Source organism: Williamsia sp. 1135 (assembly GCF_002095395.1).
Lineage (GTDB): Bacteria > Actinomycetota > Actinomycetes > Mycobacteriales > Mycobacteriaceae > Williamsia.
The window spans coordinates 1-21,130 of sequence record NZ_MJEI01000099.1 but is presented as its reverse complement, the minus strand read 5'-3'; the positions used below and the strand labels follow the sequence as shown (position 1 = coordinate 21,130).

The following is a 21,130-nucleotide window of genomic DNA, read 5'->3' as shown; positions in this document are numbered from 1 at the left end:
GCGCAGTCGTTCACGCACGACGCACCTCCGCGACGTCGATGATGTCGTCTCCGATGGCGATCATCGCGGGCCGATGCGCGACCACCACGACCGTGTCTCCCGACCGGGCACGGGCTTGCAGCGCTCGTGCCACGGCGGCCTCCGACGCGGGGTCGAGGTGGGTGGTCGGCTCGTCGAGCAGTAGCAGTGGGGCCGGCGACGACAGCACCCGTGCCAGGGCAAGTCGTTGCCGCTGCCCCGCCGAAAGACCAACTCCCCCGGTGCCGAGTCGGGTCTGCCACCCGTCCGGCACATCGTCCAGGACGCTGTCGAAGCCGCTGACCCGGCACGCAGCCTCGCGCTCGGGGTCGCCAACGGGTCCGAGCAGTTCGAAGTTCTCGGCGACGGTACCCGGCACGAGGACAGGATGCTGCGGAAGCCACGCGACCTGCTCCCACAACGCCTGCCGGTCGAGTTCTGTGACGGGCACCGAGCCGATGAGGACCGACCCCTCGTCGGGGGTTTGGAGTCCGAGCATCGCCGCGAGCAACGTCGACTTGCCACTGCCGTTGGGTCCGGTCAGCACCGTCACCAGACCCGGGGTGATGGTGGCGGTCAGATCGTGCGGTGCCCAGCCATCGCGGCCGTGTACCCCGAGCCCTACAACGGAGATGACCGCGCCCGCGACCGCCACCGAGCGGGTGGCGGGTGCCATACGGGTCTTCTCGTCTTCGATGATCGCGAAAATCTCTCGCGCACTGGCCACTCCGGCCTCCGAGTTGTGGAACTGTGCGCCGGCCGTCCGCAACGGCAGGTAGACCTCGGGGGCCAGGATCAGCGCGAAGACAGCGCCGTACAGACCCATCTCACCGAACACCAGTCGCAGGCCGATGCTCACCGCCACCAGGGCCACGCTGAGCGTCGCCAGGAACTCGAGGATCGCACCAGAGAGGAAAGCGACCCGCAGAGCCTGCATCGTGCTCCGGCGATGGGCCTGCCCCAGCTCTTCCACCCGTGCTGCGGGATCGCGCTCACGCCCGAGTGCCCGCAGAGTCGGGATGCCGGCGATGAGGTCGAGGAGTTGAGATGACAACCGGCTCATCGCGTCGAGACGATCGGCGGTGCGCTCACGCGTCATCAGTCCGATGAGAATCATGAAGATCGGGATGAGCGGCAGCGTGATGACCACGATGACCGCGGACGTCAGATCCGCCCATGCCATCACGACCACGAGCACCGGAATCATGATCACCGAGAGGATCAGGGCCGGAACGTATCCGGTCAGGTACGGGCCGACTGCCTCCAGTCCCCGGGTGAGGGTCGTGGCCAGTCGATCCCGTGCCCGCAGCAGCTCCCGCGGCGACGTCCGGGCAGGGTCCGACACCGCCGTCAGCGCGGCGTCGCGCAATTCGGCGATCACCCTGGTGCTCGCGCGGTGGGCGTACCGATCGTGGAGGTAGACAGCCCCCACCCGGATCAGAATCGCCGCAGCCAGGGTGGTCAGATGCCAGGCCTGCGCATCCAGACTCCGCAGACTCGGCGAGACGATCAGTTCCGACAGGATCGACGCGACCATGGCGGCGGTAACGATCACCGCGATCACCTGGATGACCGCCATCACCACGGTGAGCCCGACGTACCGCCGCGATGCCGAGGAATACTTGAGCAACCGCGGGTCGATGGGCGGACCCGACGTCGAACGTCGTCCCGTCTTCGTGGGCTGGACGGTCGACGTCATGTCGACTTCTCGGCCACCTTCCGTTCTCGCAAGGGAAGTCCGATCGACGGCGGGATGTGACTGGTCGAAATGCGTTGGCGGAACACCCAGTACGTCCAGGCCTGGTAGCACATGACGATTGGGGTGATGATCGCTGCCGCCCAGGTGATCACCACCAATGTGTAATGACTGGAGGCACTGCCCTCGATGGTCATGTCGAAGGCGGGATCGGTGGTCGACGGGATCACGTTCGGGAACATCGATCCCAGGATGAGAACCACAACGCCCGTGATGGCGACCGTTGTGGCGACGAATGCCCACCCCTCCCGGCGGGCGAACGCCAGGGCAGTCGCCGAGATGATCGCCACTGCCGCGACTCCCAACGCGACCCAGGTCCAGTCCTTGCCGTATTCGATCTGAGTCCACAGACCCCACACCGCTGCCACGACAGTCGTCGGCACCGCGATCCACCTGGCTGCCCTCATCGAATCCTGTTGCAGCTCATCCGATGTCTTGAGCGCCAGAAACACCGCACCGTGGGTTGCGAACAACATCGCCGTGGCGACACCACCGAGCAGGGCATACGGCGAGAGCAGATCGAAGAAGTTGCCTGTGAACTGCTCTTCGCCGTCGATCGGCAGGCCGCGCACCAGGTTCGCGAACGCAACACCCCACAGAATTGCGGGTATCCATGAGCCCATGCCGATCCCGACGTCCGCCCACCAGCGCCACCGCGGATCGTCGATCTTGCCACGCCACTCGATGGACACCACCCGCACGATCAACCCGACGAGGATCAGGAACAGCGGGATGTAAAAGGTACTGAACATCGTTGCGTACCAGGCGGGGAACGCCGCAAACAGGGCGCCACCACCGGTGATCAGCCACACCTCGTTGCCGTCCCAGACCGGACCGATGGTGTTGAGCATCGCCCGCCGCCGGGTGTCACCGGGCACCCCGTGTTTCGCGCGGCCGAGGAAAGGCATCAGCATGCCGACGCCGAAGTCGAATCCCTCGAGGATGAAGTATCCGAGGAATAGGAACCCGACGATCGCGAACCAGAACTCTGGCAAACTCATTGAGTACTCCTGCCGATCTCAGTAGGCGAACGAGAGATGTTTGGGTTCGTCGGACTTCGGACCGTCCTCCGGCGTCGACGGATCGTCCGGCCCGCCGTCATCGTCCGGCCCGCCACCTGCGGCGCCGGCGACCGGTGCCGCCGGACCCTCGCGGGTGTACTTGCGGATCAGGGTGAACCAGATGAGTCCAAGCGCACCGTAGAGCAGCGTGAAGATGATCAGCGACGTCAGCACGAGGTAGCCCGAGTGCCTGCTCACACCCTCCTGCACCGTCAGGTGGATGTTTTCCAGGCCGCCTCCGGCACCGAGCGACTCCGGGTTCGGCGCCACCATCCAGGGCTGTCTGCCCATCTCGGTGAAGATCCAGCCAGAACTGTTGGCCAGGAACGGAGTCGGGATCATCCAGATTGCGAACGTGCCGAACTTCTTCGAGTCCGGGATCCGCCCGCGCCGCATCAGCCAGAGTGCGAGCAGGGCCAGAGCGCCCGAGCCGACCGCCCAGCCCATCATCGCGCGGAACGCCCAGTACGTGACGAACAGGTTGGGCTTGTAGTTCCCGGGTCCGAAGTTCGCCACGTGTTCGGCCTGCAACTCCTCGACACCCTGCAGGGTCGAATTGAAGTTGTTGTCGGCCAGGAACGAGAGGAGATTCGGGATCTCGATGAGGTGCGTGACCGCTTCACAGTTGTTCTGTGTCCCGATGGCGAGAACTGAGAACCCGACCCCGGTTTCCGTGCTGCACAACGATTCTGCCGACGCCATCTTCATCGGCTGTTGTTTGAACATGAGCTTGGCCTGCTGGTCGCCGCTGATGGCCAACGCGATTCCGCTGATGATCATGATCCAGAGTGCGAGCCGCGCGACCGGACGGTACAGGGTGCGGGCGTCGTGCTCGAGTTGATCTGCCGTCTTGCCGTGCATCGAGGGCGCGAGGTCATCGGCAACGGCGGGTGTCGAACCCACTCCGGAGCCAGTGGGCACCGCAACCCGAAGCTTCTTCGCGCGCCTCATGTTTCGGACCATCCACCAGCAACCGATACCTGCGACAAAGGTGCTCGCGGTCAAGAACGCACCGGCGATCGTGTGAGGGAACGCGGCCAGAGTCGTGCTGTTGGTCATGACGTCCCAGAGGCTTTTCAGCTCAGGACGCTGCTTCTCCTCGTTCCACTGCGCGCCGACCGGGTGTTGCATCCACGAGTTCGCGGCAACGATGAACCATGCCGAAGCGTTGACGCCGATGGCCACCATCCAGATCGTCAACAAGTGCACCTTTTTCGGCAGGCGGTCCCACCCGAAGATCCACAGGCCCAGGAATGTCGACTCCAAGAAGAAGGCCACGAGACCCTCGAGCGCCAGCGGTCCACCGAAGACGTCGCCGACGAAACGACTGTATTCACTCCAGTTCATCCCGAACTGGAATTCCTGGACGATGCCGGTCGCCACGCCCAGCGCAAAGTTGATGAGGAACAGCTTGCCGAAGAACTTGGTGGCGCGCAGCCACGCTTCGTTGCCGGTCACCACCCACACGGTCTGCATGATCGCGACCATCGGCGCCAGGCCGATGGTGAGCGGGACCAGGATGAAGTGATAGACCGTCGTGATTCCGAACTGCCACCTGGAGACGTCCAGTGCATCCATTTTTGCCTCATTCGACGTACTGCTACTACCGACCGTAGTAGTTGCAGGTTACGCCGCTCGAGCAGCCTCGAACAAGCAAAATCAGGGATTTACGACGTGCCGCTGACCACATATGGGTAAGTCGGGTACAAGGTCCCACCACCACGAGGACCTATGTCCACGGGTTTGACGTCGTACGCTCCTGGGCGACGGCGCCGACGGTCAGTCGATCGCGCGATCGACCAGTGCAGAGAAGTCCTCGGGCTGCTCCGGAGCCGACATCTGGTAGCCGTTGAACTCGGTGATCCGGGCGGCAAGAGTGATGCTCGACACCAACCACACCGCATCGGCACACACCAGATCTGCGGGGCGCAGCGTCCCGATCTCGGTCTGCCAGCCTTCTTTCTCTGCCTGCGTGAAAATCGCCTGTTGCATTGTGCCGCCGAGGATTCCACTCTCGGCCGGCGGAGTCATCAGATTCTTTCCCTCGACTGCGATCACCGTGGAGCGTGGGCTTTCGAGCACGATTCCCTCACTACTGAGGTAGATCACATCGTCGGCCCCCTGGTCCTGCGCATACCGAAGCGCAGCCATGTTGGTGGCATAACTCAGGGTTTTCGCGCCCAGCAGCTGCCACGGTGCGGTGGCGGCGAGGTCGATCGAGTAACCACGCGAAGCGGTGATGACCTTGACGCCGTTCTCGCGGACCACGGCGGCACGCGCGGGGACGGGGCCGACGGTCAGATACTCGGTTGCTCCGCCGATGTCGCGTGTGAGTCCGGTGTCGTCGCGTTCCCTGCTGACCACCGCGTCGACGGGCGCGGATTCCCTGCCGCGCGAGTAGACCACCCGCATCAGTCCCTCTGCGTTGTCATTCTTTTCCGCCCACACCCGCGCGCCGGTATCAATCGCCGAAGCCCATTTCTCCTCATCCGGCGCCGGTAGGTCCAGCGCCTTCGCGCTCCGGGCAAGCCGCTGTAGGTGCAGGTCAACGATCCGCGCCCGACCGTCTCGGACCAAGAGGGTCTCGAATACGCCGTCACCACGCACCGCTGCGAGGTCGTCCCCATGCAGGATCGGGACGTCTGGATCGAGGACAGCACCGTCGATGGTCACCAAGATCGATTCAGCCATATCGGCAAGAGTAGCGAGGACGCTCGTACCATTGACAACGTGACTGAATTGTTGGACTCATTGCGCGCCATCGGTGCCGTCGGCGGCCCGGAAAAATCACTCGACGAAGCCGTGGCTTGGCACTTCGGTGACCCGTTCGGCGAGCAACGTGCCGCTGCGACGTCGGCGGTGATGATCGACCGCTCCCACCGTGGTGTCATCACGCTGACCGGCCCTGAACGTCTCAGTTGGCTGAACACCATCTCGAGCCAACTGGTGACGGATCTGTCCGATGGGCGGAGCGCCGAGAACCTCAGCTTGGACGGCAACGGGCGGGTCGAAGATCACTTCTTGCTGACCGACCTCGACGGGACAACCTGGATAGATACCGAGGGTTTTCGCGCCGAGGCGCTCGCCGGCTTCCTGACCAAGATGGTGTTCTGGGCCCAGGTCGAGGTCGCGGCGCGTCCTGATATGGCGGTACTGACGCTCATCGGTCCCGAAACCCGGACCGGCGCCATCGCTCAACTGCTGGAGATACCCAGCACAGCAACAGTTTACGATGCCGGAGTCCTCCCCGGCGGTGGATTCTGGCGCGTCATGCCCGCTGTTGGCGAACACGCGGCCGTCGAGACGATCGATCTGATCGTGCCGGTCGATCAACTCACGACCTGGTGGTCCAGCCTCACCGCGGTGGGCGTACGGCCATCTGGTACCTGGACCTACGAGGCCCTGCGGGTCGCGGCACTGCGCCCCCGCCTCGGTGCCGACACTGACGAGCGGACGATTCCGCACGAGGTCAACTGGATCGGTTCCGCGTCCGAGTTCGGTGCCGTGCACCTGAACAAGGGCTGCTACCGCGGCCAGGAAACGGTCGCCCGGGTGCACAACCTCGGGAAGCCACCCAGGCAGATGTTGCTCCTGCATCTGGACGGGAGCGCGGATACGCGCCCGGTCACCGGTGATCCGGTCATTGCCGGCGGACGCACCGTGGGGCGCATCGGTACCGTCGTCGAGCACTACGAGTACGGCCCCATCGCCCTGGCCTTGATCAAGCGAGGCGTCCCCGCCGACACAGCGCTGGAAGCCGGCGGCACGAGCGCCGCCATCGATCCGGCCTCGGTCCCCGCGGACGATCGCGTCCAGGCCGGGCGGGCAGCCATCGAGAGATTGCGCGGCAAATGACCCTTCCCAGGGGCAAGGTCCTAGCGGTCTGCGCTGTTCATGAGGATCTGCCGCTTGCGGGCGCCGTGGGACTTAGCGCCATCGACAAGCGGCCGGTTGAAGGCCCGGTCGCCGTCGATGAGTTCGGGCTGACAATCGACCACAGCTGTGACGTGAAACATCACGGCGGGATCGACCAGGCCGTCTACGCCTACTCCGACGATGAGGCCCGACGCTGGGCGACCGAGCTCGGCCGCGACCTCGGCTACGGCTGGTTCGGTGAGAATCTGCGGATCTCAGGCATGCCGACCACCGACGCCATGATCGGTGAGCGCTGGCAGATCGGCGAGACGCTGCTCGAGGTCACGATCGCGCGGACCCCGTGTCGCACCTTCGCCGACTGGTCCGACGAGGACCGATGGGTCAAACGCTTCTACGAACGCGCCGACGTCGGCTGTTACCTGCGCGTCATCGAGTCCGGTGCGATTGCGGCCGGCGACGACGTGAGGGTGACCTCCCGCCCCGATCACGGCGTACTGGTCCGACATCTGATCACTGGCCCCGACCCCGCATCGCTCGAGAAACTGCTCGCAGGCGAGGACCTCCCACCGAAGGTCGTGAGGGACGCGACCCGGTGGCAACGCAAGAAGTCCAAGTAAATTCGCCGCTCCCGAGCCGAGCCGGTCCGCATCATGCCTGCGGGCGCGCTAGACTGTTTCTCACGACCATATTTGTAAACACAGAATGGGGCCGCCACATGTTTGGCCGCCCCTTCATTGCGCGAGGGGGTCCCCTATGGGCCGCGGCCGGGCTAAGGCGAAGCAGACTAAAGTTGCTCGTGAACTGAAGTACAGCACACCGAATACCGACTTCGACAGTCTGCAACGAGAGTTGTCAGGCGGTGATTCCGTGGATCCGAACGATGAAATCACGGACGATCGGTGGTCCGACGAAGAGAGCTGGCGGCGCGCCTGACAACGCGCTCGGAGGCATGGCCCTAGCGGTCGCTTCCAGCCCATCTTTCACAACCCCCTGACAGCTCGCCTCAGGCGGTCATATTTCTATGCCCTAGGCCAATCGTCCGACGGCACGTACACAAGCAAAAACCCCGGGATGTTCTCCGTCCCGGGGTTTTACTTGTGTCACTATGCCGGTCGTGTGACCAGTCCGCCGAGGTCAGAACCTCGGGTGCTCGCCCATCAGCTCCGCGACGCCGGTCTTCGAATGCTTCGCGTGCTCGCCGGTCTTGGTCGCGTGAGACTTCTTGATCGAGCCCAGCACCCAGCAGTTCAGGTGGCGTGCGGTGAGTACGGCCAAAGCGCGGTCGGTGTCTTCTGGCGCCACCACGGCAACCATCCCGACACCCATGTTGAAGGTGCGTTCCATCTCGACACGCTCGACACGGCCACGCTGCGCGATCATCTGGAAGATGGGCGCAGGGGTCCAGGTGCCGCGGTCCAGTTCGGCCACCAGGCCGCTGGGGAGCACTCGCGCCAGGTTGTCGGCGAGTCCGCCACCGGTCACGTGAGAGAACGTCCGCACGTCCGTCTCGGCGGCCAGCGCGAGGCAGTCCTTCGCGTAGATGCGCGTCGGTTCCAGCATTTCCTCACCGAGGGTGCGTTCGAACTCTTCGACGTGCCCGCCGAGATCCATGTGGCCCCATTCCAGCAGCACCTTGCGCGCCAGTGAGTAGCCGTTGGAATGCAACCCAGAACTGCCCATCGCGATCACGACGTCGCCCGGCCGAACCCGGTCCGGGGAGAGCACCGAATCAGCCTCGACGATGCCGACACCCGTGGCGGACAGGTCGTAGTCACCTTCCGCCATCAGGCCGGGATGTTCGGCGGTCTCGCCGCCGAGCAAGGTGCACCCGGCCTCCACACAGCCGTCGGCGATGCCCTTGACGAGCTCGGCGACCACTTCGGGGACAACCTTTCCCACCGCGATGTAGTCCTGCAGGAACAGCGGCTCGGCGCCGCAGACGACCAGGTCGTCGACGACCATGGCAACCAGGTCGCGGCCCAGGGTGTCGTGCTTGCCCATCGCCTGCGCGACGGCGATCTTCGTGCCCACGCCGTCGGTGGACGAGGCCAACACAGGCTCGCGATAGTCGCCCTTGAGTTTGAAGAGGCCGGCAAATCCGCCCAGTCCACCCATGACCTCCGGTCGCAGGGTGCGCTTGGCGTGCGGCGCGAAGAGCTCTACCGCCCGTTCGCCGGCATCGATGTCCACTCCCGCCGCAGCATATGAGGCGCTGGGCTCGTTGTCGGTCATCGGCGTGAGGTTCCCGTTCTCGAAGGTGGCAGTTCGAATCTGCCGGGTGAATAATCCGGTCTCACGCTACCCGAGAGGTTCTCCGTGGCTTGTTCATGGGATCGAATGCGCAGTTCTGAACACGCAATCGACTGGTCCCACGGCTCTGTCGCCGCACACACCAACGACCGCTCAGGGCCTGCGGACCGCGCTGACGTTGTCGTTGTCGGCGAGGGCGTTCTGACCAGTCGCAGCGTTGGTGAGCATGGTCTCCAGCACTGCCTTACCCATCGATGTCTCCTTCGGGAGTTCGATCGGGTACTCACCGGTGAAACATGCGGCACAAAGATTTTCGGCCGGTTGCTCGGTGGCTGCGATCATCTCTTCCGTGCTGATGTAGCCCAGCGAATCAGCGCCGATGGCGTGACGCACACCGTCGACGAGATGCTCTTCGGAGTCCATGCCGTTGGCGATCAGCTCTGCCGGAGAAGCGAAGTCGATGCCGTAGAAGCAGGGCCACCGCACCGGACTGGAGGCGATACGAACGTGCACCTCGGCTGCACCGGCCTCGCGCAGCATCCGGATCAGTGCACGCTGGGTGTTGCCGCGGACGATCGAATCATCCACGACCACAAGTCGTTTGCCGCGGATGACCTCTTTGAGCGGGTTCAGCTTGAGCCGGATGCCAAGCTGACGAATGGTCTGCGACGGCTGGATGAAGGTGCGGCCGACATAGGCGTTCTTCATCAGCCCCTGGCCGTACGGAATTCCCGATTCCTGGGCGTACCCGACAGCGGCGGGTGTGCCCGATTCGGGGACCGGGATCACCAGGTCGCCGTCGGCGGGGAACTCACGAGCCAAGCGGCGGCCGATCTCGACGCGGGTGGTGTGCACCGACCGGCCGTTGATGACGCTGTCAGGGCGGGCGAGGTAGACGTACTCGAAGACACAGCCCTTGGGGGTGGGCTTGGCGAATCGCGAGCTACGGACGCCGTCGGCGTCGATGGCCAGCAGCTCGCCGGGTTCGATGTCGCGGACGAACGATGCGCCGACAATGTCGAGAGCGGCGGTTTCGGAGGCGACCACCCAGCCGCGGTCGAGGCGGCCGAGACACAGCGGGCGTACGCCGTGCGGATCGCGAGCTGCATAGAGCGTGTGCTCGTCCATGAACGTCAGGCAGAACGCACCCTTGAGCGTCGGGAGCAGGTCCATGGCGGCTTGTTCGATGGTGGAGTCGGCAGCTCCGTGAGCCAGTAGCGCACCGACGACGTCGGAGTCCGAGGTGGCTCCCCCAGCGCGACGCGAATCCATCAGGCCGAGCTCGCGGGCCTTGCTCGCGAGTTCCGACGTGTTGACGAGGTTTCCGTTGTGGCCCAGCGCGACGCCGGTGCCGGCAGCGGTGGTGCGGAAGATCGGCTGGGAGTTCTCCCAGGTGGTGGAACCGGTGGTGCTGTAGCGACAGTGACCGATGGCGACGTGACCTTGCATGGCGCCAAGGGTCTGCTCGTCGAAAACCTGCGAGACCAGTCCAAGGTCCTTGAACACCAACACCTGTGAGCCGTCGGCAGTGGCGATGCCTGCCGCTTCCTGCCCTCTGTGCTGCAGCGCGTACAAGCCGTAGTAGGTGAGCTTGGCAACATCCTCACCAGGGGCCCAGACACCAAAAACCCCGCATTCTTCGCGGGGTTCGTTTTCTGGCTCGTCAATATCGAGCAAGTTCTTGCTGTTGATCGACAGCTCGGTCACTGGCACTCCCATGAGGTTGGGCTGGGGCTGGTGGAGGGCGTATAGCTGAGTCTACGGGCTGGGTCCTGACGTAAGCGAATCATCGCGGCGTGTCTGCGTGACACCCCGCGTCAACCTCCTGGTCAGACTCTTGCCAGCGGTAACCAGTGAACGATGTCACCCGCGCGGCTCCCCGACGCCGACGCTTTTCCGGAGTCGAGGGCCCCCGCCAGGTCGAGACGACCGGTCACCAGCAGCAACCACGTACGGGCATCGGTCTCGACGACATTCGGCGGTGTCCCCCGGGTGTGGCGGAGTCCTTCGATGCACTGCACCGCGACGAACGGCGGCACCCGAACCTCGACCGAGCCACCCGGTGCCAGCTGCGCGAGAGTGCGTGCCGTGGTGCGGACGGCGTCGGCGATCTGGGGTCGCGTCGGCTCGGCGGCGTCGGGGTCGCGCAACCACTCCGCAACGGCGTCGACGGCGGCGCGCATCGCGGCGGGCTCGACTGTCTTGTAGGTGGCCACACCCCCATGGTGTCAGTTATCCACAACCCGCTCGGGCTTCGGTGCCGCTGTCGGATTCGAGCGCTATTGTCATTGACGTTGGAGGGGGCCATCCGATGTCAGTTTTTCGCGCAGACGCTGCGAGCATGACAACGAGCGCGGCGAAGTACCGCGCATACGGGGCGGAGATCGAAGAACTGGACGCCACTTCGGCGGCCGGCCAGGTCGCCGGTGCGCTGACGGGTTCGAAGACCGCCGTCGTCGCGGCGCGCAGTGGAGAAGCAGTCGATACGGCGTTATCCGCGGTTGCGATCCGGCTCAGCAGCTATGCGGACAGCACAGACAAGAGTCGTGAGGCTTTTGACGGCGCGGAGGATCTGGCTTCGCGTGCGTTCACCGGGCTGTGGCTCTGAGGTGGGCTACACAGTCGGCGGCGTCAGGGGGTGGCGACCGTCGGAGCTCGGCGATGCGGCGACCGATCTCGCGACTGCGAACAGCGACTTCGAGGCCAAGCTGAACGCGGCCCGAGCTGTGGCGCAATCGCTGCACGAGGGCTCTCAGGGCACGACCGCGGATGCGGCCTGGGACAAAGCAGAGAAGGACCATCGCCTAGGAATACGAGCCGCCGACGCCACAGACGCGGTGATCGAGACTCTCCGGAGCGGCTCGGCACGACTGCAGTCGGTCCGAGACAACGCGATCGCCAAGGTCGACTCCGCGATCTGGAGTCAGTTCCAGGTCGGTGACGACTGGAAGGTGGGCCACTACTCGATTGCCGGTCCCTTCACGAAGGACGAAGTCGCCGCGCAAGAGTCAGCACGCAAGGCTCACCAAGAAGCCATCGACGACGCGGTGAAACAGCTGACCGACGAAGACGAGGCAGTCGCCTTCGCACTCGACAGCGCGAACGACGAACTGGACGCCACGAAGGTCGACGTCGCCGCCGGACGCGACTACGCACCCCCTTCACTGGTCGGCCTGACGCAGGAACAAGCCAAACTTGTCGTCGACGACCCGCGGTTCCAAGAGTGGGTGAAGAACCATCCTGATGCAGCAAAGCCGTTGTTGGATGCAGCCTTTGACGCGGGAACAATTCCGAAAGACTTCTACGGAACGTTCCTGCAACGTTATTGGCTTCGAGAGTCGCTGGAAGACGCCGGAATCGACCCTTCACAATGGGATCCCTCTAAGGGCACCGAGTTCAACAGCGAGACGATCACCAAGGTGTACGAGTATTACGGCCAACTGTTCCTGGACCATCCAGAGATGCAATGGGCCGGAATGGCCCTTCCTTCGCCGGGGGTTTCTACGATCTGGCAGCTATGCGCGATATCGCGAAGGCGATCAAAGGCCCCGCCGGTGTGGTGCTTCCCGACCAGATCGAAGGTATGACCCGCGCCATCGCTGGTATGAGCGACGAGGAACTCGCGTACTACGAGCAGAAGTTTCTGAGCATGCAAAAAGAGATCTTCGAAGATCAGGCGCCTATGCATGAGGCGTACCTGCATGGAGGGACCGCAGAAATCGATCGCATGCAGCGGGCCGTTCTGATCGACGACAAGACCCAGGTGGCCTGGCATCAAATAGACAGCGGAGTTGAACAGCACAGCCCTCAGCTCGTTGCGGAGGGAAACAAGCAACTTCTGCAGCGTGAGCAACTTGAGATCATCGACGACGACTACGACGAAATGCGCAGCCATCCAGTGACTGGCGAAGCCATGACCTGGATATTGACCACGGTGGGTACGCCGTCTATACCCGAAGCTCAGGCCTATCCCGAGGTGTTCCCGACCGAGTTCTCGGTCGACAACTCAAGATATATCCCCGGCGAGACGACAATCGAAACGCCATTTCCGGACGGAAACATCGCTGACCGACATGACCGCTGGAAGCTGATCACGGAGGACACGCTACCCGCTTACCAGGAACTGTTGGCCAGTAACCCGGAAGTGGCCAGGCAGATAATCGGCTCAGACTTCGACTCCCGTATCGAAGATCAGCGACTTTCAAACCGGTCCGGACAAGTCATCGACCGCATGATTAACGACTGGAAGGTAGAACATCAGTGGTGAAGTCGTTACGACTACTGACGATATCGGCACTAATTGCCCTGTCTGCGGCATGCGTCTCAACAACAGGTGGAAGTGAAGGCAGCTTCGTGGAATCTACTCCAAGTCCCAACACACAGCCAGAATTCTCAGTGCTCACCGACGATGGAGTGCAACAAATAAAGGACACGGGCAGAGCACGCTTCGACCTACGCGACCGTGTCCTCACCAATGCCGAAGCTGGGGTGGCTCCCGAGTCCAGGCAAGAAGTAATCATCGGGAACCCCGGTGACCCTGATATTCAGTTGACCCTGGTCGGCCCCGAAGGCGAAGTCACCATATCGACCCAAACCATCTGGTTTACACATTTGGACGAACACAGCTTTACAGAGATCATCTTCTTTCGCGCTTTCGACACACACGAAACTGCGCAACTGGAACTCGACGAGGCAGTCACACGATGGGGAATTCTTCAGGAGAATATAGAAATGTGGTCGAACGTCTCACAAAAAGCTCAGGACGACAAGGTGAAGCGGAGCCTGGGGACTGGAGTCGGCGCCACCGGACTGATTGTCGGAATGAATGCGAGTATCAAAAAAGAAAGCCAAGTCTTTCACTACATTGTTGACCTGGACCCCCGAAACTACAACGCGGAGAACATCGCAAATATCCGCTCAACCGGGATCGGTAGGCGAGTGGTCAATTGAAACCACCTGCCCGAAGCGCCTCTACCCGCCAGCATAGAAATTCTTGGCCGTGAGGTGCGCTCAGCGATTGAACCGGCCATCAACGGCTCCGGGTCCGGCAGCGACGAGACAACACATCGCGACCGGGCCAGGAACCGCATTCGAGAAACCCCGAGTGAGATTGGCGTGTGCCGTTGTACTGACATTCTCCGTCACGCTGCTCGCCGCAATTGCCGTCGACAACCGAACCGGACCAACGTCATCGTCGGCCGCAGGCTTGCTCCGACAGGATCAGTCTTCCTACCTCACCGGAGCCGGAATCGAGGAGATCCGAGACAGTCGGCGTGCACACGTTTCGATCTCCGCGACCGCGCCCTGACCAACGCAGAATCCGGCCTTTCACCCGAACACAGCGCGGATGCCATCATCGGAAGTCCAGGAGATCACGACATACAGATGACCTTGGTCGGGCCAGACGGCGAGGAGACAACTACCACTCAAACGATATGGACGGTCCATTTCGGCGTCGCAGGCAAGTTCAAGTTCGACTACCTAACGTTTTGGCGCGCGTTCTACAGCGCAGAGGCCGCGCAACAAGAGCTGTCAGCGGTCACGGCCCGTTGGGGCATACACCCAGACAGCGTGACGACGTGGAACAGCATCGCGGCCAATGCGGGTGATCAGAAAGAGAAGTTCAGCCTTGGGTCCGGAGTAAGCCCGACTGGCTTGGTCATCGACATGAATGCCAGTACCGAGAATGGCGTCCAGGTCTTTCAGTACTTCGTCGATCTCGACGAGCGGCGGTACACACCCGAGAACCTCGCGAGCATCCGCGCCACCGGGGACGACCTCTGAACCCTTCGCCTGACGCCGACTACGCTTTACGGAGAACCTGCACTTCGTAAGGAGCGTCACCGCCATCAGCGCCACCCTGCACGCCTCCGGCCTCTCCGCCGGACACGGCGAACGCACACTCTTCTCCGATCTCGACCTCACCGTCTCAGACGGAGACGTCTTCGGTCTGGTCGGCGCGAACGGCGCGGGCAAATCGACGCTGTTGACGCTGCTCGCAGGGGTCGGAACTGCTGATCAGGACGGAACGATCACCCTGAGCCCGCCGGACGCCGAGGTCGGCTACTTGGCGCAAGAGGCTTCTCCCACCGCCGGCGAGACCGTGCGCGAATATCTCTCCCGACGCACCGGGGTCGCCCAGGCGCAGTCCACGATGGACGCGGCGGCGGAAGCGCTGGGTGACGGTGGTGAGGACCTCTACTCCCCCGCACTCGAACGATGGCTCCACCTCGGTGGCGCGGACTTCGACGAACGAGCCGACCAGGTGGCCGCGAGCCTGGGTCTGACGGTCGACCTCGACCTCCCTATGCAGGCGCTGTCCGGCGGGCAGGTGGCGCGCGCAGGCCTCGCGGCCCTGCTGTTGTCCCGTTACGACATCTTGCTGCTGGATGAGCCGACCAATGACCTCGATCTCGACGGCCTCAAGCAACTCGAAGAGTTCGTGGCGGGATCCCGCACACCCATGGTCGTGGTCAGCCACGACCGTGAGTTCCTCGCCCGCACCGTCACCGGCATCGTCGAACTAGATCTGGCCCAGCAGCAGGTGTCGGTGTATTCCGGCGGCTATGAAGCCTTCCTGATCGAACGCGAGGTCGCACGCCGACACGCCCGCGAAGCCTACGAGCAGTACGCCGGCACGAAGGACGCGCTGACCGAACGCGCACAGATGCAACGCAATTGGATGGAACACGGGGTACGCAACGCGCGCCGCAAGTCCAAGGACAACGACAAGGTCAGCAAAGGACTTCGCCTGGAGTCGACCGAGAAGCAAGCGTCGAAGGCGAGGCAGACCCAGCGCCGTATCGAGCGCCTCGAGGAAGTCGCCGAGCCACGCAAGGAGTGGGAGCTGCGGATGGAGATCGCCGCCGCCCCGCGGTCGGGAACCGTGGTTGCCACGCTCAACGACGCCACACTCACCCGCGGCGATTTCACGCTCGGCCCGATCAGCACCCAGGTCGACGCCGGAGATCGCATCGTCATCACCGGCGCGAACGGATCAGGGAAGTCGACACTGCTATCCCTGCTGCTCGGCACGCAGGCACCGGACTCCGGGTCTGCGTCCCTGGGATCGGGAGTCCTCGTCGGCGAGGTCGACCAGGCGCGCGACCTCTTCACCGGTGACGCACCCCTCGTCGACGCGTTCGCCGCACACGTGCCCGAGCAGACCGACGCAGAGGTGCGCACCTTGCTGGCGAAGTTCGGTCTGCGTGGGCACCACGTGACGCGGTCGGCCAGTTCTCTGTCCCCCGGTGAACGAACCCGGGCCGCACTGGCATTACTGCAGGCGAGGGGCGTGAACCTGCTGGTCCTCGACGAACCGACGAACCACCTCGACCTACCCGCCATCGAACAGCTCGAGCAGGCCGTTGAATCGTTCGACGGCACCGTTCTGCTCGTCACGCATGATCGACGCATGCTCTCGACGGTTCGCGCAACCCGCCGGTGGGTGCTCGACGCCGGGACACTCACCGACGCTCTGGTCTGAGTCGAAATTCTGCTGACCTCTTGGTGTCCGTGACACGATGGGGCCATGGGCACGGATGTGAGCACCCGCGAGTTCAGCCGAGAGGACCGACGCCGGTTCCGCGAGCAGGTGGGGCGCTGTACCGAAGCCGTCGCCCGCATGTTGTCGGACGGCCTCTTCACCGACCAAGGCAACCCTCCGGAGCCGCTGCTGGGCATGGAGGTCGAACTCAATCTTGTTGACCGGGCCATGAACCCGGCGATGTCGAACGCGACCGTGCTCGAGGCCATCGCCGATCCCGACTACCAAACCGAGCTCGGGCAATTCAACATCGAGATCAACGTCGCACCGCAGCCATTCACCGGCGGCGACACGGTCTCCCTCGAGGACGCACTGCGTGATTCATTGAATCGCGCCGAAGCGAAGGCCGCCGAAACCGACAACCACCTCGTGATGATCGGCATGCTGCCGACGTTGCGGCAAGAGCACTTCGCCCATCAGTGGATTTCGGCAAATCCCCGTTACGACCTGCTGAATCAGCAGATCTTCGCGGCCCGCGGGGAAGACATCGAGCTCGACATTACCGGCGTGCCACTCACACTCGGAGGCCAATCCGAGAAACTCAGGACCTCGATCGACTCGATCCTGCCCGAGGCAGCATGCACCTCGCTGCAGCTTCACCTGCGAGTGGCGCCCGAGACCTTCGCCGACCATTGGAATGCCGCGCAGGCGATCTCAGGCGTCCAGGTCGCACTCGCAGGCAATTCACCATTCTTGGCGGGGTCCGCACTCTGGCACGAGAGCCGGATCCCGGTGTTCGAGCAGGCGACCGATACGCGTCCGCAGGAGCTGATCAATCAGGGTGTTCGTCCCCGGGTGTGGTTCGGAGAACGGTGGATCACCACGATCTTCGACCTCTTCGAAGAGAACACCCGGTACTTCCCTTCGCTGCTCCCAGTGGTCTCCGACGACGATCCGTTGGCGCAGTTGGACGCCGGAGAGACCCCTGAGCTCACCGAACTCCGCATGCACAACGGCACCGTGTACCGCTGGAACCGGCCCGTCTACGACGTGATCGGTGGGCAAGCACACCTGCGGGTCGAGAACCGAGTGCTGCCGGCGGGCCCGACGGTGCTCGACATCATGGCCAACGCCGCGTTCTACTATGGCGTCCTGCGTGCGTTGGTCGATTCGGATCGTCCGATCTGGTCGCAGATGTCGTTCAACGCCGCGTCCGAGAATCTCCATGCCGCCGCCCGCGACGGCATGGACTGCCAGTTGTATTGGCCCACAATGGGATGGGTGCAACCTGACGAATTGGTCTTGCGCCGGTTGCTGCCACTGGCGGACGAAGGCCTCCAGAGTTTCGGTGTCGGCGCGGATGCGCGTGATCGCTATCTCTCCGTCATCGAGGGCCGGGCCCTCGCGCGCCAGACAGGTTCGGTGTGGCAGCGGGCGTCTTTGGTAGCCCGAGAGGAAGCAGGCGACAGCCGCGAGGTGGCATTGGCCGGGATGCTGCGCGAGTACATAGATCGGATGCACGACGGTGCCGCAGTGCACACCTGGGATGTGTGAGAACTGCTGTGCTGTAGCGATTTACGTGGATGAATTCTGACTGGCGCGCGAGTAACGCGCCGGCGTGACGCCGAACTCACTGGTGAAAGCAGAGATGAACCCGCTACTCGTGGTGTAACCGACCGCCGCCGCGGTGGCGTGTACGGGTTCGGCCCGGTCGAGGAGTTCGACAGCGGCGAGCATTCGAGCACGCGTTCGCCAGCGGCCATACGTCATCGCAGTTTCAGCGGCGAACCCTCGGAGAATTGTCTTTTCACTGACGCCGAGTTCGAGGGCCCACTCGGACAGAGTCCGTTGGTCGCCCGGGTTTGCGATGATCGCACGTGCGACCGTCCGTGCTCGATGATCGTGCGGCAGCACCAAGGCGTCCGGTGCTCCTTCCGTACTGTCGTTCATCAAGTCATAGAGCAGCTCCTGACAGGCACGCCGCCGAGCAGAAGGCAGCGATGCATCGGTCAGATGGGTCAGCAGCTGCACGGCAAGGGGATCGGCGGTGAGTGGTTGCGGACGCGTCCACCTATCGCCGTCAGGGGTCCGTTCCGGCGGTGAGTACAGGCTGATCATGCTGCCCTCTGTGAGCAGGGTGATGTGGTGGATCGCTCCACCGGGCAGCCACACGAGATGATCGGCATGCACGTGCCAACTGCTGGCTCCGACCACGACCCTCATCCGACCGCGACGCATCCAGACCAATTGATGTTCGCGGTGGTGATGTTCGCCGAAGTCGAGCACTCCCTCGGTCCGATACTCAAAAACTTCGCAAGCGGTAGATGTCCGATCAGCCGTATCGGCTACCGGAGATGCCACAGCGAGATCAGACACATATGACTCTGCGGACATCCGCTATGTCCCTCCTCCGCTACTCAAGTCCGTTTGGCTGCATAGACCGACTTCGATAGTAAGGCTAGCCTCACTCTGTCGCGTCCGCCGGAACGGCCGCGATCTGCGCGCATGACATCGGTGATCTGCGCGCCCGCCTAAGTCTTTCGAGGAGTTCGATGTCCCGCCGTCCAGTCTCGTCCCGGTTCCCGATCCACAGCAGGTCGGTGATCTCGGCCTTCGTGGTGAGCGCCGCGGCCCTGGTGTCGTCTGCATGTAGTTCGAGCGAGACGGCACCACAGGAACCGATCGACCTCAACGCCGACCCGGCGGCTTGCACGGACGCAGACAACGTCGCCCCGGCCGAGCGGGCCTCCGGCCCGTTCACGTTCACCGACGGCCGTGGCCGCACCATCACGCTGGACGAGCAGCCCACGCGAATCATCGCCGACGAAGAGTCGGCCGCCGCGCTGTATTCGATGGGCATCAAGCCCGCAGGTATCTGGTCGACGACTCCGCTCAGCGTGAGTCCGATACTCAAATGCCTCGACTTGGAGGGCGTCGAGTCAGTGGGCGAGACATGGGGCACAGTAAATCTGGAGAAGGCTCTTTCGCTGGAGCCAGATCTGTTTGTGGGCGAGTACAACCCCCGCTTCGAGCAGTTCGGCAAGCTCACGTCCGCCGAGGATTCAGCTAAGGGCGACCAGCTCGATCAGATCGCGCCCACCCTCGGCGTCACGCTCGATACGACCTCGACCACCCAGACGATCGAGAACTACCAAGCTCTCGGTGCGGCTCTGGGCGTGAATCAGAACAACGACGAGATGACCCGTATCAAAGCCGAATTCGATGCCGCAGTCGCCAATTTCAAGAAGGTGGCTGCAGATCACGGAGACGTGGTCGGCATGGGTATCTGGCCCCTCGAGGTTGCCTACGTTCTCGAACCGAGCGCGGACCCAGACTTCAGCGACTACACCAGCTGGGGAATGAACATGTACAAACCCGACACCACTGATGACGGATACTGGCGCAAGTTCGCCTGGGAGACGTACCCCACCGATGCCGCCGACCTGCTCTTCGTCTACCACGACGTATCAGGCGCCGCGAACGTCAATCTCGCCGATATCGGCGAACGCTTCCCGATCTTCCAGCGCAGTCCGGCCGTCTCCGAGGGCCAACTGGTCCTGTGGGACTACGGTGCGAACAAGAGCTACCCGCGATACACAAAGACCATCAACGCATTTGCCGACGCCCTCGGCAAGGCAAAGAACGTCAGCGGCCAATGATTGTCAGACGGACCGCAGGTGCTGCGCATTGCTGCTCGCCCCATAATTGACGTGCTGTCAACATGTTTCATCCCCGCCAGCATGAGGCGTCGGCGTGTCGGGCGGTGGCCCGCTGAGTTCTCGGTTGCGTTGTTCGAGGTCTGCTTTGCGGCGGGCGAGCATGGCCTGGCGGGCCTCGATGAGGGCTTCGTCGGGATGGTGGGCCCGGTTGACCCGAGGTTGTCGGTCCGGATCTAGAAATGCTGGGGGTATCCACGCGCAGCGTCCGGCGTCGGGGCCGTCGGTGATCATGATCGTCTGCCACTGATGCTCACCCGGCCCGATCAGCTTGTGGTGCTGTGGGCATGCCGGGGCCAGGTGTGTGATGTCGGTGAGCCCACCCAGGGCCCACTCTGTGGTGTGGTGGGCTTCGGCCCACATCGCCGGATTCGAGCACCCACCGAACGAGCATCCCCGGTGCGCGGCGAACATCGCCAACCGCTGGGCCTCGCTGGCCAACCGGCGAGCCCGGCCCAGGTACAGCACTTCGTTGCTGTGGTTGGCGAATACCGCCAATGTCTTGTCGCTACGCGCGAGCAGCTTAATGGCATCGCTGATCGGCAACACCGTGCCGGTCGCGGTATAAACAACACCCTTCCCGTACGGACGCATCGGGCCACCGGTCAACGCGGGCAACCAGTTCGGGTCCTGCCGCTGCGTCCGCGGATCGGCATACTCCGGCTCCGGAGCTGGTTCAGATTCTTGTTCCGGCTCGGGCGCCGGCTCCGGTTCTGGTTCTGGTTCTGGTTCCGGTTCGGGCTCGGGCTCTGGCGTTGGTTCAGACTCGTGCTCGGCGTCTGCCTCTTGCTGGCGCAGGGCGTCGTCGAGTTGGTCTTTGGTCATGGTGATGATCAGCTGCACCGGCAACCCACGGTGGGTCTTGCCGAGCTGACCCGACTCGAGCAGATACATCAGCATCGCTTTGAGAGCGTCATGATTACGCTGCGCCTGAGTACGGTTGTCGTTGTCGGCCGCAGCCTGCAGA

Annotated in this window: 20 protein-coding genes; 11 read left to right on the top strand and 9 right to left on the bottom strand. The window is 63.4% G+C overall.

Annotated features, from left to right (window positions below; translation table 11 throughout):
• Positions 1 to 10 precede the first annotated feature (10 nt).
• From cydD to BFL43_RS17895, 4 genes are all read right to left on the bottom strand, one after another.
• Positions 11 to 1,717 carry a thiol reductant ABC exporter subunit CydD gene (gene cydD, locus BFL43_RS17910; RefSeq protein ID WP_084893855.1) on the bottom strand — a complete coding sequence of 569 codons (1,707 nt, stop codon included), beginning with the start codon at positions 1,715 to 1,717 and terminating at the stop codon, positions 11 to 13.
• Positions 1,714 to 2,775: a cytochrome d ubiquinol oxidase subunit II gene (cydB, locus tag BFL43_RS17905; protein ID WP_084893854.1), complete on the bottom strand. Its 1,062-nt coding sequence runs from the start codon at positions 2,773 to 2,775 to the stop codon at positions 1,714 to 1,716. The genes cydD and cydB overlap by 4 nt, the downstream gene beginning before the upstream one ends.
• Positions 2,776 to 2,793: 18 nt before the next feature.
• Positions 2,794 to 4,413: a cytochrome ubiquinol oxidase subunit I gene (locus BFL43_RS17900; protein ID WP_084893853.1), complete on the bottom strand. Its 1,620-nt coding sequence runs from the start codon at positions 4,411 to 4,413 to the stop codon at positions 2,794 to 2,796.
• 201 nt (positions 4,414 to 4,614) lie between these two features.
• Positions 4,615 to 5,526, bottom strand: coding sequence for an aminodeoxychorismate lyase (locus BFL43_RS17895; protein ID WP_084893852.1), 912 nt, complete (start codon positions 5,524 to 5,526; stop codon positions 4,615 to 4,617).
• Between the two features lie 111 nt (positions 5,527 to 5,637).
• Between BFL43_RS17895 and BFL43_RS17890 the strand changes: the two genes are divergently transcribed.
• The 3 genes from BFL43_RS17890 (at position 5,638) to BFL43_RS17880 (ending at position 7,644) form a co-directional block, all read left to right on the top strand.
• Positions 5,638 to 6,690 carry a folate-binding protein YgfZ gene (locus BFL43_RS17890; RefSeq protein WP_346425980.1) on the top strand — a complete coding sequence of 351 codons (1,053 nt, stop codon included), beginning with the start codon at positions 5,638 to 5,640 and terminating at the stop codon, positions 6,688 to 6,690.
• Complete coding sequence (locus BFL43_RS17885) at positions 6,687 to 7,328, top strand: MOSC domain-containing protein (RefSeq protein ID WP_084893851.1); 642 nt, start codon at positions 6,687 to 6,689, stop codon at positions 7,326 to 7,328. The genes BFL43_RS17890 and BFL43_RS17885 overlap by 4 nt, the downstream gene beginning before the upstream one ends.
• A 136-nt stretch (positions 7,329 to 7,464) precedes the next feature.
• Positions 7,465 to 7,644, top strand: a complete 180-nt coding sequence (locus BFL43_RS17880) for a DUF3073 domain-containing protein (RefSeq protein ID WP_084837528.1) — start codon at positions 7,465 to 7,467, stop codon at positions 7,642 to 7,644.
• 201 nt (positions 7,645 to 7,845) lie between these two features.
• Here BFL43_RS17880 and purM read toward each other — a convergent pair whose 3' ends face one another.
• The 3 genes from purM to BFL43_RS17865 form a co-directional block, all read right to left on the bottom strand.
• Positions 7,846 to 8,943, bottom strand: a complete 1,098-nt coding sequence (purM, locus tag BFL43_RS17875) for a phosphoribosylformylglycinamidine cyclo-ligase (RefSeq protein WP_084893850.1) — start codon at positions 8,941 to 8,943, stop codon at positions 7,846 to 7,848.
• A gap of 171 nt (positions 8,944 to 9,114) precedes the next feature.
• Positions 9,115 to 10,680, bottom strand: coding sequence for an amidophosphoribosyltransferase (gene purF / locus BFL43_RS17870; protein WP_084893849.1), 1,566 nt, complete (start codon positions 10,678 to 10,680; stop codon positions 9,115 to 9,117).
• Between the two features lie 110 nt (positions 10,681 to 10,790).
• Entirely contained in the window at positions 10,791 to 11,177 is a 387-nt protein-coding gene (locus BFL43_RS17865; protein ID WP_084893848.1) for a sterol carrier family protein, read from the bottom strand.
• A 125-nt stretch (positions 11,178 to 11,302) separates the two neighbouring features.
• On the opposite strand from BFL43_RS17865, the gene BFL43_RS17860 reads away from it, so the two are divergent.
• From BFL43_RS17860 to BFL43_RS17825, 7 genes are all read left to right on the top strand, one after another.
• On the top strand, positions 11,303 to 11,569 hold the full coding sequence (locus BFL43_RS17860; protein WP_084893847.1) for a hypothetical protein: 267 nt from the start codon (positions 11,303 to 11,305) through the stop codon (positions 11,567 to 11,569).
• Between the two features lies 1 nt (position 11,570).
• On the top strand, positions 11,571 to 12,548 hold the full coding sequence (locus BFL43_RS17855; RefSeq protein ID WP_084893846.1) for a hypothetical protein: 978 nt from the start codon (positions 11,571 to 11,573) through the stop codon (positions 12,546 to 12,548).
• Positions 12,479 to 13,228 carry a hypothetical protein gene (locus tag BFL43_RS17850; RefSeq protein WP_143695388.1) on the top strand — a complete coding sequence of 250 codons (750 nt, stop codon included), beginning with the start codon at positions 12,479 to 12,481 and terminating at the stop codon, positions 13,226 to 13,228. The genes BFL43_RS17855 and BFL43_RS17850 overlap by 70 nt, the downstream gene beginning before the upstream one ends.
• A gap of 128 nt (positions 13,229 to 13,356) precedes the next feature.
• A complete protein-coding gene (locus BFL43_RS17845; protein WP_084893844.1) occupies positions 13,357 to 13,911 on the top strand; it encodes a hypothetical protein in 555 nt (184 codons plus the stop codon).
• Positions 13,912 to 14,346: 435 nt separating this feature from the next.
• Positions 14,347 to 14,745, top strand: a complete 399-nt coding sequence (locus BFL43_RS17835) for a hypothetical protein (RefSeq protein ID WP_084893842.1) — start codon at positions 14,347 to 14,349, stop codon at positions 14,743 to 14,745.
• Positions 14,746 to 14,809: 64 nt separating this feature from the next.
• Positions 14,810 to 16,447: an ABC-F family ATP-binding cassette domain-containing protein gene (locus BFL43_RS17830; RefSeq protein ID WP_084893841.1), complete on the top strand. Its 1,638-nt coding sequence runs from the start codon at positions 14,810 to 14,812 to the stop codon at positions 16,445 to 16,447.
• A 45-nt stretch (positions 16,448 to 16,492) separates the two neighbouring features.
• Complete coding sequence (locus tag BFL43_RS17825) at positions 16,493 to 18,001, top strand: hypothetical protein (protein ID WP_084893840.1); 1,509 nt, start codon at positions 16,493 to 16,495, stop codon at positions 17,999 to 18,001.
• Between the two features lie 21 nt (positions 18,002 to 18,022).
• Here the strand turns inward: BFL43_RS17825 and BFL43_RS17820 are convergent, their stop codons facing one another.
• Positions 18,023 to 18,841, bottom strand: a complete 819-nt coding sequence (locus BFL43_RS17820) for an AraC family transcriptional regulator (protein ID WP_084893839.1) — start codon at positions 18,839 to 18,841, stop codon at positions 18,023 to 18,025.
• Between the two features lie 158 nt (positions 18,842 to 18,999).
• On the opposite strand from BFL43_RS17820, the gene BFL43_RS17815 reads away from it, so the two are divergent.
• Positions 19,000 to 20,106 (top strand): ABC transporter substrate-binding protein, encoded by a 1,107-nt coding sequence (locus tag BFL43_RS17815; protein WP_084893838.1) that lies wholly within the window; start codon positions 19,000 to 19,002, stop codon positions 20,104 to 20,106.
• Positions 20,107 to 20,163: 57 nt separating this feature from the next.
• Here the strand turns inward: BFL43_RS17815 and BFL43_RS29190 are convergent.
• On the bottom strand, positions 20,164 to 21,130 hold a 967-nt coding region (locus BFL43_RS29190; RefSeq protein WP_206186701.1), incomplete at its 5' end, for an HNH endonuclease signature motif containing protein.

Bases quoted from the DNA above. Each gene is read 5' to 3' on its own strand.
- cydD (WP_084893855.1), bottom strand. From the start codon at position 1,717: ATGACGTCGACCGTCCAGCCCACGAAGACGGGACGACGTTCGACGTCG.
- cydB (WP_084893854.1), bottom strand. From the start codon at position 2,775: ATGAGTTTGCCAGAGTTCTGGTTCGCGATCGTCGGGTTCCTATTCCTC.
- BFL43_RS17900 (WP_084893853.1), bottom strand. From the start codon at position 4,413: ATGGATGCACTGGACGTCTCCAGGTGGCAGTTCGGAATCACGACGGTC.
- BFL43_RS17895 (WP_084893852.1), bottom strand. From the start codon at position 5,526: ATGGCTGAATCGATCTTGGTGACCATCGACGGTGCTGTCCTCGATCCA.
- BFL43_RS17885 (WP_084893851.1), top strand. From the start codon at position 6,687: ATGACCCTTCCCAGGGGCAAGGTCCTAGCGGTCTGCGCTGTTCATGAG.
- BFL43_RS17880 (WP_084837528.1), top strand. From the start codon at position 7,465: ATGGGCCGCGGCCGGGCTAAGGCGAAGCAGACTAAAGTTGCTCGTGAA.
- purM (WP_084893850.1), bottom strand. From the start codon at position 8,943: ATGACCGACAACGAGCCCAGCGCCTCATATGCTGCGGCGGGAGTGGAC.
- purF (WP_084893849.1), bottom strand. From the start codon at position 10,680: ATGGGAGTGCCAGTGACCGAGCTGTCGATCAACAGCAAGAACTTGCTC.
- BFL43_RS17860 (WP_084893847.1), top strand. From the start codon at position 11,303: ATGACAACGAGCGCGGCGAAGTACCGCGCATACGGGGCGGAGATCGAA.
- BFL43_RS17850 (WP_143695388.1), top strand. From the start codon at position 12,479: ATGCGCGATATCGCGAAGGCGATCAAAGGCCCCGCCGGTGTGGTGCTT.
- BFL43_RS17835 (WP_084893842.1), top strand. From the start codon at position 14,347: ATGACCTTGGTCGGGCCAGACGGCGAGGAGACAACTACCACTCAAACG.
- BFL43_RS17825 (WP_084893840.1), top strand. From the start codon at position 16,493: ATGGGCACGGATGTGAGCACCCGCGAGTTCAGCCGAGAGGACCGACGC.
- BFL43_RS17820 (WP_084893839.1), bottom strand. From the start codon at position 18,841: ATGTCCGCAGAGTCATATGTGTCTGATCTCGCTGTGGCATCTCCGGTA.
- BFL43_RS17815 (WP_084893838.1), top strand. From the start codon at position 19,000: ATGTCCCGCCGTCCAGTCTCGTCCCGGTTCCCGATCCACAGCAGGTCG.